This window comes from Curtobacterium sp. HSID17257, assembly GCF_003989515.1.
Taxonomy (GTDB): Bacteria; Actinomycetota; Actinomycetes; order Actinomycetales; family Microbacteriaceae; genus Curtobacterium.
The window spans coordinates 1-16,120 of sequence record NZ_RBLU01000074.1; the positions used below are offsets into that span (position 1 = coordinate 1).

General features: G+C 72.5%; 13 protein-coding genes and 1 tRNA gene. 12 read left to right on the top strand and 2 right to left on the bottom strand.

What is annotated here, in order from left to right:
- Positions 1–67 precede the first annotated feature (67 nt).
- Positions 68–1,402 (top strand): D-alanyl-D-alanine carboxypeptidase family protein, encoded by a 1,335-nt coding sequence (locus D8M35_RS11360; RefSeq protein ID WP_126891964.1) that lies wholly within the window; start codon positions 68–70, stop codon positions 1,400–1,402.
- A gap of 10 nt (positions 1,403–1,412) precedes the next feature.
- Positions 1,413–2,822: a serine hydrolase gene (locus D8M35_RS11365; RefSeq protein ID WP_126891965.1), complete on the top strand. Its 1,410-nt coding sequence runs from the start codon at positions 1,413–1,415 to the stop codon at positions 2,820–2,822.
- Between the two features lie 129 nt (positions 2,823–2,951).
- On the opposite strand, the gene D8M35_RS11370 is transcribed toward D8M35_RS11365, so the two are convergent.
- Positions 2,952–3,743, bottom strand: coding sequence for an SGNH/GDSL hydrolase family protein (locus D8M35_RS11370; protein WP_126891966.1), 792 nt, complete (start codon positions 3,741–3,743; stop codon positions 2,952–2,954).
- 23 nt (positions 3,744–3,766) lie between these two features.
- On the opposite strand from D8M35_RS11370, the gene D8M35_RS11375 reads away from it, so the two are divergent.
- The 7 genes from D8M35_RS11375 to D8M35_RS11405 all read left to right on the top strand — a co-directional run bounded on the left by D8M35_RS11375 (position 3,767) and on the right by D8M35_RS11405 (position 11,743).
- Positions 3,767–4,924, top strand: coding sequence for an acyl-CoA dehydrogenase family protein (locus tag D8M35_RS11375; RefSeq protein WP_126891967.1), 1,158 nt, complete (start codon positions 3,767–3,769; stop codon positions 4,922–4,924).
- A gap of 64 nt (positions 4,925–4,988) precedes the next feature.
- Entirely contained in the window at positions 4,989–6,239 is a 1,251-nt protein-coding gene (gene dinB / locus D8M35_RS11380) for a DNA polymerase IV (protein WP_126891968.1), read from the top strand.
- Positions 6,240–6,403: 164 nt separating this feature from the next.
- On the top strand, positions 6,404–8,203 hold the full coding sequence (locus D8M35_RS11385) for a DEAD/DEAH box helicase (protein WP_126891975.1): 1,800 nt from the start codon (positions 6,404–6,406) through the stop codon (positions 8,201–8,203).
- Positions 8,204–8,243: 40 nt separating this feature from the next.
- Positions 8,244–8,453, top strand: coding sequence for a hypothetical protein (locus D8M35_RS11390; protein WP_126891969.1), 210 nt, complete (start codon positions 8,244–8,246; stop codon positions 8,451–8,453).
- Positions 8,454–8,553: 100 nt separating this feature from the next.
- On the top strand, positions 8,554–9,882 hold the full coding sequence (locus D8M35_RS11395) for an NAD(P)/FAD-dependent oxidoreductase (RefSeq protein ID WP_126891970.1): 1,329 nt from the start codon (positions 8,554–8,556) through the stop codon (positions 9,880–9,882).
- A gap of 128 nt (positions 9,883–10,010) precedes the next feature.
- Entirely contained in the window at positions 10,011–11,150 is a 1,140-nt protein-coding gene (locus D8M35_RS11400; protein ID WP_126891971.1) for a zinc-dependent alcohol dehydrogenase, read from the top strand.
- 11 nt (positions 11,151–11,161) lie between these two features.
- Complete coding sequence (locus tag D8M35_RS11405) at positions 11,162–11,743, top strand: hypothetical protein (protein ID WP_238638202.1); 582 nt, start codon at positions 11,162–11,164, stop codon at positions 11,741–11,743.
- Positions 11,744–12,211: 468 nt separating this feature from the next.
- On the opposite strand, the gene D8M35_RS11410 is transcribed toward D8M35_RS11405, so the two are convergent.
- A tRNA-Leu gene (locus D8M35_RS11410) sits at positions 12,212–12,297 on the bottom strand.
- A 188-nt stretch (positions 12,298–12,485) separates the two neighbouring features.
- Between D8M35_RS11410 and D8M35_RS11415 the strand changes: the two genes are divergently transcribed.
- The 3 genes from D8M35_RS11415 (at position 12,486) to mshC (ending at position 15,935) form a co-directional block, all read left to right on the top strand.
- On the top strand, positions 12,486–13,802 hold the full coding sequence (locus tag D8M35_RS11415) for a M20/M25/M40 family metallo-hydrolase (protein ID WP_126891972.1): 1,317 nt from the start codon (positions 12,486–12,488) through the stop codon (positions 13,800–13,802).
- A gap of 61 nt (positions 13,803–13,863) precedes the next feature.
- Positions 13,864–14,694 carry an undecaprenyl-diphosphate phosphatase gene (locus D8M35_RS11420; RefSeq protein ID WP_126891973.1) on the top strand — a complete coding sequence of 277 codons (831 nt, stop codon included), beginning with the start codon at positions 13,864–13,866 and terminating at the stop codon, positions 14,692–14,694.
- On the top strand, positions 14,691–15,935 hold the full coding sequence (mshC, locus tag D8M35_RS11425; protein ID WP_126891974.1) for a cysteine--1-D-myo-inosityl 2-amino-2-deoxy-alpha-D-glucopyranoside ligase: 1,245 nt from the start codon (positions 14,691–14,693) through the stop codon (positions 15,933–15,935). Before D8M35_RS11420 ends, mshC begins: the two co-directional genes overlap by 4 nt.
- The last annotated feature ends 185 nt before the right edge of the window (positions 15,936–16,120 follow it).

The following is a 16,120-nucleotide window of genomic DNA, read 5'->3' on the forward strand; positions in this document are numbered from 1 at the left end:
TCGCGGCGCGCGGCACGCGGCCCGCGGACGGCCGGCACCCCGGGACCGCCCGGTACCCTCTGTTCCCGTGCCCCGTGTCGACCGCAGCCCCCGCTCCGCCGTCCGGCGGCCCGTGACGATCGGCGTCGTCGCGGTGCTCCTGCTCGCCGTCGGGTACCTGGTCGCCGTCGCGGTCGTGCCGTTCGCCCCGGCGAGCGCCACCACGACGACGTACTCCGCTCCGACCTCGACCCTGCCGGACCTGCGGTTCCCGGGCTACGGCGCCACCGCGGTGCAGGCCACCGGCTTCCCGGAGAGCCTCCGCACCAGCGGCGACACGAAGCCGCGGTCGATCGCGAGCATCACCAAGGTCGTGACGGCCCTCGTCGTGCTCGACGCGAAGCCGCTGGCGCGCGGGGAGTCCGGGCCCGCCATCCGCTTCGATCCGCAGATGCAGGCGCTGTACGCCGAGTACCTCGCGCAGAACGGTGAAGTGGCCCCGATGCCGGACGGCCTGCAGCTGTCCGAGTACCAGACCATGCAGGTCATGCTGATGAAGTCGGCGAACAACTACGCGGGCGCCCTGGCGCTCTGGGCCTTCGGGTCGATGGACGCGTACCAGCGCGCCGCCTCGGCCTGGCTCGACGCGCACGGGCTCGACGACACGACGATCCACGAGCCGACGGGCCTCGACCCCGCCAACCAGTCGACCGCGACGGACCTCGTGCGCCTCGGACAGCTCGCGCTCGCGGACCCCGTGGTCGAGGAGATCGTCGGCACGCAGCAGGTGACGGTGCCCGGGGCCGGGCAGATCGAGAACTCGAACAAGCTCCTCGGACTCGACGGTATCGAGGGCATCAAGACCGGCACGCTCGACCAGGCGGGCGCCTGCCTGCTGTTCGCGGCCGCGTACCAGCGCGGGGGCCGCCAGGTCACCGTCGTCGGCGTGATGCTCGGCGGCAAGGACCACCCGTCGCTCGACGTCGACGTCCGCACCCTCCTCCGCTCGGTCGCCGACAACTTCCAGGTGGTCACGCTCACGCACGCCGGCCAGACCTTCGGCACCTACTCCACGCCCTGGCGCGACGACGCGGACGCCGTCGCCGCCGAGGCTGCGGAGGTGCTCGTGTGGGGTGACACGACCGTCAGGGCGCGCACCCGGCTCGACAGCCTGACCCTCGGCGAACGGGGTGAGCGGGTCGGGACCGTCCGGTTCACGATCGAGCACCATGACCCGGTGACGGTGCCGCTCGAACTCGAACGCTCCATCGAGGACCCCGGGCTCTGGTGGCGCTGGACGAACCCGTTCCGCGGGGTCGAGACGACCGCGGCGACCGGGCCGACGGCCGTTGCCCGGCAGACCACCGCGGCGACCGGGCCGACCGGCGCCGCGCCCGCGGGGCGCTGGGGCCTTGCCGCGTAGGCTCTCCGACGTGACGACGACGTTCCCGCGCAGCACCCCGTCCGCCCTCGGCATCGACGCACGCGGGGTGTCCGCGTTCCTGGACGCCCTCGAGTCGACCCCGGACGTCGAACCGCACAGCATCGTGCTGCTGCGGCACGGCCGTGTCGCCGCCCAGGGCTGGTGGGCGCCCTACGCCGCCGACCGCGTGCACCTGCTGTACTCCCTGAGCAAGAGCTTCACCGCCGCCGCCGTGGGCATCGCCGTGCGCGAGGGGCTCGTCGACCTCGACGCCACCGTGCTGTCGTCCTTCCCGGAGCTCGACGCCGACGTCACCGACGAGCGCAGCCGCCGCATCCGGGTCCGGCACCTCCTCGCGATGGCCTCCGGGCACCGCGAGGAGACCCTGCAGCGGGCCGAGGCCGCCGACCCCGAGGACCTGGTGCGCGGGTTCCTCCTGACCCCGCCCGACGAGGAGCCCGGCTCCGTCTTCGCGTACAACCAGCCGTGCACGTACACACTCGCCGCGATCGTCCGTCGGGCCAGCGGCGAGTCGCTCGTCGACTACCTGCGCCCCCGGCTGCTCGAGCCGCTCGGCATCGACGACCTGGCGTGGAAGCGCGACGACACCGGTGCCGAGCTCGGCTTCAGCGGTGCGTACGCCCCGACGGCCGCCGTCGCCGCCCTCGGCCAGCTGTACCTGCAGCGCGGCGTGTGGGACGGCCGGCGCATCCTCGACGAGGACTGGGTGGACGCCGCGACGAGCACCCAGGTCGCGAACCCCGACGAGGAGAACGCCGACTGGCGGCAGGGCTACGGCTTCCAGTTCTGGATGGCCCGGCACGGCTTCCGCGGCGACGGCGCCTACGGCCAGTTCTGCGTGGTGCTCCCCGAGCAGGACGTCGTGCTCGCCCTGACCGGGCAGTCGCTCGACATGCAGGCCGTGCTCGACGCCGCCTGGCAGCACCTGCTGCCGGCGATCACACCGCAGGACGGTGCCCACCTTGATCTCGACCCCGAGGCGGACGCCGGACTGGAGGCTCGCCTCGCCTCCCTGGGGCTGCCCCCGGTGCAGGGTGGTCGCCTCGCCGAGCCCGTGGCCGGGTCGTACGAGTCGGACGGCGTGCTCGAGGGGCTCCGACTGGAGCCCGACGCCGACACCGGCAGTGACACCGACGCTGCCGCGTGGCGCCTGACCGTCGACGTCGACGGCGGACTGCTGTCGTTCCGCGTCGGCCAGGGAGCGTGGGCGGTCGAGGGACCGCTCGCCGCGAGCGCCGCGACCGACGCCGACGGTGCCGTGCAGGTCGTGGTCCGGTTCGTCGAGACCCCGCACGCCGCCCGGCTCCGACTCGACCCCGCGACCGGCACGGCATCGGGGGAGTGGATCACCCAGCCCCTGCACGACGGGCCCCTGACACTGCGTCGCCCGACCGCCTGACCGGTCGCGCTGACCGGGGGCGCTGACCGGTCGCGCCCCCGAACGGACACCGCGCCCGCGCACTCGGGGGTGCAACGTCCGTCCGGGGGCGCACCGGCGTCGGGGCGTCGCCGGTCAGGGCAAGTCGGGTCAGGGCGTGTCGGAGGTCCCGGAGACCGGATGCAGGTCGGGACGCTTCGCGCTGATGCCGTCGCCGGACGACGTGTGTCGGATGCGGCGCACGACCCAGGGGACGAGGTACTCGCGCGCCCAACCGAGGTCCTCGACGCGGGCTTCCCGCCACGGCCTCGGCTCGAGCGGCTCCGGCGTCACCGGATCGAGTCCGTGGTCGACCCCGAGGGCGTCGAGGACCGCCGCGGCGATCGTCGCGTGCCCGGTCGGCGAGTGGTGCAGCCGGTCCGGCGCCCACATCCGGGGATCGCGGAGGACCCGGAGTGCCCACATGTCGGCGACGAGTGCGCCGTGCTTGAGCGCGATCGCGTGCAGGTTCTCGTTGTAGATCGCCGTCTTGCCACGGACCATGCCGAGCACGGGCGTCATGCCGACGTCCGGGCCGGTGAAGAGCACGACGGTCGCGCCGTCGCTCCGGAGCCGCTCGACCATGCCGTCGAACCGCTCGGCGAGCTCGTCGGGGTCCGAGCCCGGGCGGATGATGTCGTTGCCGCCGGCCGACACGGTGACGAGGTCGGGGCCCAGGGCGAGGGCCGGCTCCACCTGCTCGTCGACGATCTGGCCGAGCAGGCGCCCGCGGATCGCAAGGTTGGCGTACGAGAAGCCGTCGGACCTCGTGGCGAGGACCTCGGCGACCCGGTCGGCCCAGCCGCGGTGACCGCCGGGGACGGTGGGGTCGGGATCGCCGATGCCCTCGGTGAACGAATCACCGATCGCGACGTACCTGGACCACGCATGACGAGCTGACACCCCTCCGACCGTAGTCTCGTCGCATGACGTTGGTCGACGACCCCGGGTGGGCGCTGCCGGAGGACCTGCTCGAGCGGATCGCAGCCCGCGCGCCGCGGTACGACGCCGAGAACGCGTTCTGCGCCGAGGACCTCGACGAGCTCCGTGCGGCGGGCTGGCTCCGGATCGGGGTGCCCGCCGAGCAGGGCGGCGCGGATCTCGGCCTCGCCGCGACGAGTGCGCTGCAGCGGCGGCTCGCGCGGGCCGCACCGGCGACCGCGCTCGGTCTCGGGATGCACCAGGTGTGGGTGCAGGCGGCGCGCGCCGTCGCTGCGCGAGGTGGGTCGTTCCTCCAGACCGTCACCGACCGGGCGGCGGACGACCACCTGCTCGCGTTCGGGGTGAGCGAACCGGGCAACGACGCCGTGCTGTTCGACTCGTCGACGACGGCGGAGCCGGACGGCGACGGCGGCTACCGCTTCACCGGCAGGAAGGTGTCCACCTCGCTCGCGCCCGCGTGGGACGTGCTCAGCGTGTTCGGCAAGGACACCAGCGGGCCGGAGCCGCGCCTCGTGCACGGCTTCGTGCTGCGGTCGGACGGCGACGTCGAGCACCTCGACGACTGGGACACGCTCGGGATGCGGGCCACCCAGAGCCGCACGACGCTGCTGCACGGCGTGCACGTGCCGGCGTCGCGGATCGTCCGGGTGCTCCCCGTCGGTCCGACGCAGGACCCGCTCGTCTTCGGCGTGTTCGCAGCGTTCGAGCTGCTCGTGGCGTCGGTGTACGTCGGGATTGCCGAGCGGGCGCTCGAGCTGGCCGTCGCGGCGGTGTCCGGCCGACACGGGCGCGACGGGGTCCCGCGCTCGCAGGATCCGGACGTGCGCCGCGCGGTCGCCGACCTCCGGGGCGCGGTGGACGCGGTCACCCTGCAGGTGTCGTCGCTGGCACGGTCCGTCGACGAGCTCGACGACCTCGGACCCCGCTGGTTCCCGCTGCTCGTCGGCACGAAGGCGCGGACGGTGGACACGGCGCAGCACGTCGTGGACGAGGCGCTGCGGCTCGCCGGCGGGTCGGCCTTCCGGGCGTCGTCGGAGCTCGCCCGGCTGGCGCGGGACGTCCGCGCGGGGCAGTACCACCCGTCGACGCGGGACTCGGCCGCGCGCACGATCGCCGCCGCGGAGCTCGGGCCGCTCGCCTGAGCCGCAGGCGGTCAGGGCCGAGCGGGCCGCACCGGCTGTCGGTGGCGCGTGGCATCATCGCCGGGTGAGCAAGCAGGACGGACGCAACCGGCTCGTCTCCGACCACCCGGTCGACGACGTGACCGCGACGGTCCTGCACGTCGACATGGACGCCTTCTTCGCTTCCGTCGAGCTGCTCGACCGCCCCGACCTGCGCGGGCTCCCCGTCATCGTCGGACACGACTCGGACCGCTCCGTCGTCACCGCCGCCACGTACGAGGCCCGTCGCTACGGCGTGAACTCCGCGATGCCGATGGCCGTGGCGAGACGGCGCTGCCCGAACGCGGTCATCGTCGAACCGCACTTCGAGAAGTACGCGGCGAAGTCGGCGGCGGTGATGCGCGTCTTCGGGCAGTTCACCCCGAAGGTCGAGAAGCTCGGCATCGACGAGGCGTTCCTCGACGTCGCCGGGGCCCTCCGTCTGTACGGCACCCCGTGGGAGATCGGCACCGCCATCCGCGCCGCGGTCCTCGCGGAGACCGGGCTGCACTGCTCCGTCGGCGCGGCCTCGACGAAGTTCGTCGCCAAGCTGGCGTCGAGCCGCTCGAAGCCCGACGGCCTGCTCGTGGTGCCGGCCGAGCACACCGTGGCCTTCCTGCACCCCCAGCCGGTCTCGGCGCTCTGGGGCGTCGGCGGCACCACGCAGGAGAAGCTCGAGCGCCGCGGCATCCGCACCGTGGGGGACCTCGCCCACACGCCGTTGTCGTCGCTCGTCGCCGCGCTCGGACCCGCCGGCGGACAGCGCCTGCACGACCTGTCCTGGGGTCGCGACCCCCGCGTGGTCGACACCGGCGTGAGCGAGAAGTCGATCGGGCACGAGGTCACCTTCGGCCGCGACCTGACCGAGCGCGACGACGTCGCCCGCGAGCTCCTCCGCCTCGCCGACAAGGTGGCCGTCCGCCTGCGCCGGGCCGACGTGCAGGCGCGGACCGTGGCGCTCAAGGTCCGCTACACCGACTTCAGCACGCTGACCCGCTCCCGCACGCTCGCCGAACCGACCGACGTCGCCAAGCGGCTGCACCACGAGGCGGTCGAGCTCTACGACGTCCTGCACCGCCCGGGCAACCGGATCCGGCTGATCGGCGTCCGTGGCGAGAACCTCGTGCCGGCCGCGGCGAGCAACGCCCTCTGGGACGACGACGCGCCGTGGCGGGAGACCGAGACCACCGTCGACGCGGTCGCTGCACGCTTCGGTGCCGGCGTGCTCCGACCCGCCTCGCTCGTGCGCGGCACGCCTGAGCAGCGTCCGCCGCACGCCCGGCAGGACCCGGCCTGACGGTAGGATCGCGTGAAGTGAGCGCAGCGGAGTACGACGACCAGCAGCAGCCCGTGACGCTGTGGGGCGACACCCCGGACGGCGTCGACCAGGCGACGCGGGAGCAGTCCGCGGCCGGTGGGGAACCGGCCGCGCCGACGGCTGCCCGACCCCACGACGAGGCCGTGGTCCAGGCGGAGAACGCCGGCAACGCGGCCGCCGAGCACCTGTCCCCGGCGTTCCCGGAGCGGGCGGCGTGGGGCACCGCGTCGAAGCTCCGCGCCTGGCAGGTCGAGGCACTCACGAAGTACTTCGAGACGGAGCCGCGCGACTTCCTCGCCGCCGCGACCCCCGGCGCCGGCAAGACCACGTTCGCGCTCCGCCTCGCCACGGAGCTCCTCGCCCGTGGCACCGTGGACCGCATCGTCGTCGTGGCGCCGACCGAACACCTCAAGCGGCAGTGGGCGGACTCGGCGGACCGCGTGGGCATCCGCATCGACCCGATGTTCAAGAACGGCGACGGCATGTTCGGCCGGCACTACCAGGGCGTGGCGATCACCTACGCGCAGGTCGGCATGAACCCGGAGGTCCACCAGAAGATCACCGAGGGCGGTCGCACGCTCGTGATCCTCGACGAGGTCCACCACGGCGGCGACGCCCTGACCTGGGGCGACGGCATCCGCGAGGCCTTCACGAAGGCGACCCGTCGACTCTCCCTCTCCGGCACGCCGTTCCGGTCGGACACCGCGCCGATCCCGTTCGTGCAGTACGCCCCCGACGAGCAGGGCATCCGGACCTCGATCTCCGACTACAACTACGGCTACGGACGCGCACTCAAGGACGGCGTCGTCCGCCCGGTGCTCTTCATGGCCTACGCCGGGCAGATGCGCTGGAAGACGCGCATGGGCGACGAGATGTCGGCGTCCCTCGGCGAACAGGTGACGAAGGACATCACGGCCCAGGCCTGGCGGACCGCGCTCTCACCGGAGGGCGAGTGGATGCCGGCCGTGCTCTCGGCCGCCGACAAGCGACTCACCGAGGTCCGTCGGGGCGTGCCGGACGCGGGCGGCCTGGTGATCGCGACCGACACCACGACCGCGCGTGCGTACGCCCGGATCCTGCAGCAGATCACCGGCGAGCGACCGACGGTGGTGCTCTCCGACGAGGCCGCTGCCTCGAGCCGGATCCAGGCCTACGCCGAGGACACCTCCCGGTGGATGGTGGCCGTCCGCATGGTGTCCGAGGGCGTCGACGTGCCCCGGCTGTGCGTCGGTGTGTACGCCACGAGCGCGAGCACCCCGCTGTTCTTCGCCCAGGTGATCGGGCGCTTCGTCCGGGCCCGTCGCCGTGGGGAGACCGCGAGCGTGTTCCTGCCGAGCGTGCCCGGGCTGATGGCGCTGGCGGCGTCGCTCGAGCTCGAGCGGGACCACGCCCTCGACCGGCCGAAGGACAGCGACGACGGGATGTACAACCCCGAGGACGCCATGGTCGCCGAGGCCAACAAGGAGGACCGGGCGTCCGAGAGCCTGCTCGAGGTGCAGCCGTTCGAGGCCCTCGACTCGCAGGCGTCGTTCGACCGGGTGCTCTACGACGGCGGCGAGTTCGGCACCGGGGGCGAGGTCGGCTCCCTCGAGGAACTCGACTTCATCGGCATCCCCGGACTCCTCGAGCCCGACCAGGTGCGCGACCTGCTGCGGGCCCGCCAGGCATCGCAGGCGAAGCGGTCGAAGGGCCGCGCCGCGAAGGACGGCATGCCGAAGCCGAAGCCGGACGAAGCGCGTCCGATGTACCAGACCATCAAGGAGCAGCGGACCGAGCTCGCACGGCTCGTGTCGATCTGGTCCCGGCACGCGAACGAACCGCACGGTGCGATCCACGCCGAGCTCCGGCGGATCAGCGGTGGACCGGCCGTGGCCCAGGCGAGCATCGAGCAGATCCAGAAGCGCATCGACGTGCTGCGGTCCCGGATCGGCAACCGCCGGTGACCCCGGTCCCGACGACGCCGAGCCGGACCCGGGTCGGCGCGTGATCGAACCCGTCGACGACCGCACCTGGCTCGTGAAGCGCACACCGGACTCCTCGCCCGAGGCCATCATCGACCGCTTCGGCGGCGGGTACCGCCTGCGACGGTTCTCGCTGACCGAGTCCCGGCGCACCCAGCACGGCGTGTTCACGGGGCCCGAGCTGGCCGAGACCGCCTGGTGGCGCCTGCAGGACCGCCCGCGCGGACGGTGACCGCTCGCGGGACGCACCGAGCGCCCGATCCGGCTGCGGTGCGCGGACCGGGCGGCGCGGCTTGGTGACGTCCCAGGGGTTCTTCCGGTAGACCGGGTGCATGGCAGACTCCATCCCTCACGTCCTCGTCCTCGGCGGCGGCTCCGCCGGCTACACCACGGTCAAGCAGCTCCAGAAGCACGCCGCGACCGTGCCGATGCGGATCACGCTGGTGGACCAGAACACGTACTACACGTACCTGCCGTTCCTGCCGGAGGTCGCGGGCGGGCACATCGCCCCGAAGGACGTGACCTTCGAGCTCCGTCGCGCGCTGAAGAAGACCCGCGTCATCCAGGGCAAGGTCACCGGCATCTCGTCGAAGGACAAGACGGTGTCGATCGCCACGGCCGGCGGTGACGACCGCACGCTCGGCTACGACCAGCTCGTCGTCGCGCTCGGCTCGGTGACCCGCACCTTCCCGACCCCCGGGCTCGAGGAGTACGGCGTCGGCTTCAAGACCGTGGAAGAGGCCGCCTACGTCCGCGCGAAGCTCCTCGACAACATCGCGAAGGCCGCTGCCACCCGCGACGAGGACGAGCGTCGCCGTCTGCTGACGAGCATCTTCGTCGGCGGTGGCTACACCGGTGTCGAGGCGATCGGTGAGCTCTTCGACGTCTCGCAGGCCGCCATCAAGACCTACCCGTCGCTCGCGGGCGAGCAGCCGCGCTGGGTGCTCATCGACGCGCTCGACCGCGTCGCGCCCGAGGTGGGCCCGGAGCTGTCGAAGTGGACCCTCGAGTCGCTGCGTGCCCGCGGCATCGACGTCCGTCTGAAGACCACCATGCCGAGCGCCGAGGGCGGGATCATCAAGCTCTCCGACGGCGACGAGTTCGCCACCGGGCTGCTCGTCTGGACGGCAGGCGTCAAGCCGAACCCGCTCCTCGACGCCACGGACCTGCCGCGTGGTCCGAAGGGCCACCTCGCGGCGAACGCGAAGCTCCAGGTCGAGGCCGAGGACACCCACGAGGTCGTCCCGGGCGTCTGGGGCCTCGGCGACGTCGCGCAGGTCCCCGACCTGACGGCCGAGAAGCAGCCGGCCTACTACCCGCCGAACGCGCAGAACGCCGTCCGTCAGGCCGTCGTCGCCGCGGACAACGTGGTCGCCACCATCACGGGCAAGCCGCTCGAGGAGTACCGCCACCCGTCGATCGGCACCGTCGCCTCGTACGGCGTCGGCAAGGGCGCGGGCAACATCAAGGGCGTCAAGATGACGAACCTGCTCGCCTGGCTCGCGCACCGCTCGTACCACGTGTACGCGATGCCGACGCTCAACCGGAAGGTCCGGATCGTCATCGGCTGGATCACCGGTGCGGTGTCCGGTCGCGACGCGACCAGCCTCATCAAGGAGACCGACCCGCGACGCAACTTCGTCGAGGCCTCGAAGAGCTGACACAGGTCGACGTCACCACGTGACGGACGGGAGGCGCGGTGCCGGTCGGCACCGCGCCTCCCGTCCTTTGTGTGTCGGCACCCACCGGACGGGGACCACCGTGGCCCGCACGAGCGAGAGGAGCGCCCATGCGCGCCATGACCTACCGCGGGCCGTACCGGGTCCGCGTCGAGGAGAAGCCGGACCCCCGGATCGAGCACCCGAACGACGCCGTCGTCCGGGTCGAACGGGCCGCGATCTGCGGGTCGGACCTGCACCTGTACCACGGCATGATGCCCGACACCCGCATCGGGCACACGTTCGGGCACGAGTTCATCGGCGTCGTCGAGCAGGTCGGCCCGTCGGTGCGGAGCCTGGCGGTGGGGGACCGCGTGATGGTCCCGTTCCACATCTCCTGCGGCAGCTGCTGGTTCTGCGCCCGCGGTCTGTTCACGAACTGCCACAACGTCAACCCGAACGCCACCGCGGTTGGCGGGATCTTCGGGTACTCGCACACGACGGGCGGGTACGACGGCGGCCAGGCGGAGCGTGTGCGCGTCCCCTTCGCCGACGTCGGACCGCAGGTGATCCCCGAGTGGCTCGACCCCGACGACGCCCTGATGATGACGGATGCGCTCGGCACCGGCTACTTCGGCGCACAGCTCGCCTCGATCCGCGAGAGTGACACCGTGGTGGTGCTCGGCGCCGGCCCGGTCGGCCTGTACGCGGCGAAGTCGGCGTGGTTCATGGGTGCCGGCCGGGTGATCGTCGTCGACCAGCTGGAGTACCGGCTCGAGAAGGCGCGGACGTTCGCCCACGCCGAGACGATCAACTTCGCCGAGGTGGACGACGTCGTGCTCGAGATGAAGAAGCAGACGGACTTCCTCGGCGCGGACAGCGTGATCGACGCCGTCGGTGCCGAGGCGGACGGCAACTTCACGCAGCAGCTCACCAGCGCGAAGCTGAAGCTGCAGGGCGGGTCACCGACGGCGCTCAACTGGGCGATCGACGGCGTCCGCAAGGGCGGCACGGTGTCGGCCATGGGGGCCTACGGACCGATCCCGAACGCGGTGAAGTTCGGCGACGCGATGAACAAGGGCGTCACCGTCCACATGAACCAGGCGCCGGTGAAGCGCCAGTGGCCGCGCCTGCTGGAGCACATCCAGGCCGGGCACCTGAAGCCGAGCGAGATCATCACGCACCGGATCCCGCTCGAGCACATCGACGAGGCGTACCACCTGTTCTCGGCGAAGCTCGACGACTGCATCAAGACGGTGATCGTGCCGTGAAGGAGGAATCCGTGTCCGACCACACCCCGTACATCGCCGATCCGCCGCGACGCGTCCCGTCGTCGGCCGAGCTCCGCGAGCGCATCCCCGGGTGGGGGAGCGACCTCGACCTCGCAGACCGTCCGTCCGTGCCGAAGCTCTCCCGCGAGGTCGGGCTCGCCTCGGGCGCCCACTGGGACGTCCCCGAGCAGCAGCCCGGTGCGGAGGGCCGCGAGCGGTCGATCGAGCACGCCCACGTCACGCCCGTGTTCGGGACCGCGCAGCCGCTGTCCGGGCTCGCCGGGGTCGTGAAGCGGTACGCCTACCGACGGTTCAGCGAGGGCCGTCTGGCCCACTGGATGCTCCTCGTGCTGGGCGACCGGATCGACGTCGCGACGCACCGGGTGACGGACGCGCTCCGAGGCCGTCCGGATCGGGTCGTGCACGAGACCGGGGTCCGCGCCGAGTGGCGGGCACACCCGGTCCGGTCCCGAGTCGCGTCCTCCCGCCGGGACTGGCGGCACGGGCTGCTCGACCCGCTGGTGGCGAACTGGGGGTGGCTCGCCGCGCTCGGCGGGGTGGTGCTCGTGGTGCGGCGCCTGCGGCGGCGCTGAGGCCGGGCCGGTGCCGGCTCGCCGCGGCGGCTGCGTTCCTCCGCGGGGCCGGCGGACCGTCCCGCACGGGCCGGCGCGACGGCTCCCGGGGCGCGACGCAGCCCCGTCCCGGACGGGAGGCGCGGTGCGAGCCCGCCCCGCGCCTCCCGTCCGACACGCGGTCGTGTCCGGGGCGTCCCGAGTCGGACGCGCCCGTCCTGCGACAAGACCGCTGTCGTTCGACGACGACGATGTCGCACGATGCGCGCGCACCGGCTCACGGACGCCCGACGCGACAAGACCGCTGTCGTTCGACAACAACGATGTCGCAGTTGCCGCGCGCCGCCGCCGTTCGCCGCCGGCCACGAGCGCAGCGAGGAGGCCGTGATGAGGCGGCGTCGCCCTGAGCGCAGCGATGGCGATGCTCGCCGGGGAGCACGAACAAGAAATGCCCCCGGGCCGAAAGGCCAGGGGGCACCGCATATCTTGTGTCCGAGGGGGGACTTGAACCCCCACGCCCTAATACGGGCACTAGCACCTCAAGCTAGCGCGTCTACCAATTCCGCCACCCGGACAGGGTGTTCTTCACTTGTGCGGCTGTCGTTCCGGGCTGTTTTCCCGGCGTTCCTGCCGAGAGAAGACACTAGCACGGCTCTGAACGCACGATGAACACGGCCACGCATCCCGGGCGAGTCCCCCGGAACGGCGGGGGAGCAGCGCCACCGGACGGGCCGGCGAACCCGCTGCCGGTAGCGTTGGCGGCATGAGCGACGCCCTGCCGACCGAGCCGGACCTCGAGGCCACCGCCGCCATCGCGCGGGACCTCATCCGCATCGACACGACGAACTGGGGCGAGGGGAAGTCGGTCGGCGAGACCGAGGCCGCGCACTACGTCGAGGCGAGGCTGCGCGACCTGGGCCTCGAGCCGCAGCTCTTCGAGTCGGAGCCGGACCGGGTGAGCGTGGTCGCACGGGTGGCGGGACGGAACCCCGACAAGCCGGCGCTGGTCGTGCACGGGCACCTCGACGTGGTGCCTGCCGATCCGTCGAACTGGACGGTGGACCCGTTCGGTGGCGAGGTCCGCGACGGCATGCTCTGGGGCCGCGGTGCCGTGGACATGAAGAACATGGACGCGATGATGCTCACCGCGTTGGGCGACGTGGTCGAGCGGCAGGGTGCACCGGAGCGTGACCTCGTGATCGCGTTCTTCGCGGACGAGGAGGCCGGTGGGGTGCTCGGCGCACACCACGTCGTCGACACCCACCCGGAGGTCTTCGCCGGCGCGACCGAGGCGATCAGCGAGGTCGGCGGCTACTCGGTGACCCTCGGCGGGCAGCGCGCGTACCTGCTCCAGACGGGCGAGAAGGCCCTGATGTGGATCACGCTCGTCGCCCGTGGCACGGCGGCACACGGGTCGCACGTGATGCGCGACAACGCGGTGACGAAGGTGGCCGCCGCGGTCGCGCGCATCGGTGCCGAGGAGTGGCCGGTCCGCCTCTCCGGCACGACCGAGGCGATGGTCCGCGAGATCGCACGGCTGCTCGGTGTCGACCCGATCGCGTCCGGCCCGGACGAGGTCGCCCTCGCGACGGGGTCCGCCTCACGCTTCATCCACGCGGCGCTCCACACGACGACGAACCCGACGGTCCTCCGCGCCGGGTACAAGCACAACGTGATCCCGGACACCGCCGAGGCCCTCGTCGACCTCCGATGCCTGCCGGGCGACGAGGAGGCCGTGCTCGAGCGGGTCCGCGAGCTCGCGGGCGAGGACGTCGAGGTCGTGATGACGCACCGCGACGTCGGCCTCGAGCAGGACTTCGGCGGACCGCTGGTCGACGCCGTCCGGGAGACGCTCGAGCGGCACGACCCGGGCGCACCCGTGCTGCCGTACCTGCTGTCCGGCGGCACGGACAACAAGGCGATGTCGCGGCTCGGCATCGCAGGCTACGGGTTCGTCCCGCTCCGTCTCCCCGAGGACGTCGACTTCCCGGCGATGTTCCACGGGGTCGACGAGCGCGTGCCCCTCGACGCCCTCGCCTTCGGGCGGCGCGTCCTCGGCGACCTGCTCGCCACGTACTGATACATTGCCGGGTCGCCCCTCGGCGGCGACCCGCGACGACCGGCACGAAAGGCCCCGTTCGATGCACATCCTCGAGGCGATCTTCCTCGGCTTCGTGCAGGGACTCACCGAGTTCCTGCCGGTGTCCTCCAGCGCGCACCTGCGCATCGTCGGGCTCTTCCTGCCCGACGCGAAGGACCCGGGTGCCGCGTTCACCGCGGTGACGCAGCTCGGGACCGAGACGGCCGTGCTGATCTACTTCTGGAAGGACATCACCCGGATCGTCGGGCGGTGGTTCCGCTCGGTGTTCCGACGCGACGTGCCGAAGGGCGACCCGGATGTGCGACTCGGGTGGCTGGTGATCCTCGGCACCATCCCGATCGGGGTCGCCGGACTCCTGCTCAAGGACTCGATCGAGACCACGTTCCGGTCGCTGTGGATCGTCGCGATCGTGCTGATCGTGTTCGGCATCGTCCTCGGCGTGCTCGACGTGGTCGGGCGCAAGGTCCGGCCGATCGAGCAGATGACGTTCCGGAACGGCCTGCTCATCGGCGTCGCGCAGATGCTGGCGCTCGTGCCCGGCGTCTCGCGGTCCGGTGCGACCGTGTCGATGGGACTCGCCCTCGGGTACACCCGACCGGCGGCGGCGCGCTTCGCGTTCCTGCTCGCCGTGCCCGCGGTGTTCCTGTCCGGCTTCTACGAGGCCGCGACGAGCCTCGGCGACCACGGCGCCCCCTTCGGCATGGTCGACACGCTGGTCGCGACCGTGGTCGCGTTCGTCGTCGGGTTCGTGGTCATCGCCGCGTTCATGAACTACATCTCGAAGCGCAGCTTCATGCCCTTCGTGGTCTACCGGATCGCACTCGGTATCGTGCTCATCGTGTTGCTGTCGCTCGGAGTGATCCAGCCGTGAGGGCCTGGCAGGTCCCGTCCGTCCCGTCCGTGCCCGGGGACGCGCCCCGACCCGTGGTGCACGACACCGCCGCCGGGAAGCCGGTCGACCCGACGCACGGCGCGGAGGGCGCGACCCTCTACGTCTGCGGCATCACCCCGTACGACGCCACGCACCTCGGTCACGCGGCGACCTACCTGGCGTTCGACACGCTCGGCCGTGCCTGGCGTGACGCGGGGCTCGAGGTCGAGTACGCGCAGAACACCACCGACGTCGACGACCCGCTGCTCGAGCGGGCGGCGCGCGACGGTGTCGACTGGCGAGAGCTCGCCGCGTCCCAGATCGACCTGTTCCGGCGCGACATGGAGGCCCTCCGCGTCCTGCCGCCGGACGACTTCGTGGCCGTGACGGACGAGGTCGAACGCATCGCCGAGGCCGTCGCGTACCTGCAGGAGACCGGGTACGCCTACGACGTGCCGACCGACGACTCCGAGGGCGACGACGTCTACTTCGACGTGAACCGTCCCACCGAGGCGTGGGCGCTCGGCGACGAGAGCCGGCTCGACCGCGAGACGATGACCGCCCTGTCGGCGGAGCGCGGCGGCGACCCCGACCGCCCCGGCAAGCGCGATCCGCTCGACCCGCTGCTGTGGCGCGCCGCGCGCCAGGGCGAGCCGAGCTGGGACACCGCCGTCGGACCCGGGCGTCCGGGCTGGCACATCGAGTGCAGCGTCATCGCGGGCGACCGCCTGGGCCTGCCGATCAGCGTGCAGGGCGGTGGGAGCGACCTCGTCTTCCCGCACCACGAGATGAGCGCCGGGCACGCCGCGGCCCTCGCGCACCAGCCGCTCGCGAACGCCTTCGTCCACACGGGCATGATCGCGTACCAGGGGTCGAAGATCTCCAAGTCGCTCGGCAACCTCGTCACCGTGCGCGGCCTGCTCGACGACGGCGCCGACCCGCGGGCGATCCGGCTCGCGCTGCTGTCGCACAAGTACTCGGACGACTGGGAGTGGTTCGACGGCGAGCTGACCAGCGCGACCACCCGGCTCGCGACGTGGGACGCCTGGGCGTCCGGCGACGCTCCGGGTCACGAGGACGACGCCGCCGAGGCGATCGCGCGCGTCCGTGCACGGGTCGCCGACGACCTCGACACCCCGGGTGCGGTCGCCGCGGTGGACACCGCGATCGCCGCGGGGACCCGCGCCACGCCGGAGCTCGTCGACCTCGTCGACGCCCTGCTCGGCATCCGCCTGGCCTGAGTCGAGGCCGCCCGCCCACCGAGTGGGCACGACACGCCGCGGGCGTGCCGCCGAGCGGGTGCTACCCGTCGGCGTGGTCTGTCGGGCGTGACGGAACGGGCTCGGTCGGTCGGGCGACTGCCGAAGACCGGACGGACGGGAGGCGCGGTGCCGGCTGGCACCCCTCCCTCGCACGCTCGGTCGGC

Bases quoted from the DNA above. Each gene is read 5' to 3' on its own strand.
- D8M35_RS11375 (WP_126891967.1), top strand. From the start codon at position 3,767: ATGACGTTGGTCGACGACCCCGGGTGGGCGCTGCCGGAGGACCTGCTC.
- D8M35_RS11395 (WP_126891970.1), top strand. From the start codon at position 8,554: ATGGCAGACTCCATCCCTCACGTCCTCGTCCTCGGCGGCGGCTCCGCC.
- D8M35_RS11400 (WP_126891971.1), top strand. From the start codon at position 10,011: ATGCGCGCCATGACCTACCGCGGGCCGTACCGGGTCCGCGTCGAGGAG.
- D8M35_RS11415 (WP_126891972.1), top strand. From the start codon at position 12,486: ATGAGCGACGCCCTGCCGACCGAGCCGGACCTCGAGGCCACCGCCGCC.
- D8M35_RS11420 (WP_126891973.1), top strand. From the start codon at position 13,864: ATGCACATCCTCGAGGCGATCTTCCTCGGCTTCGTGCAGGGACTCACC.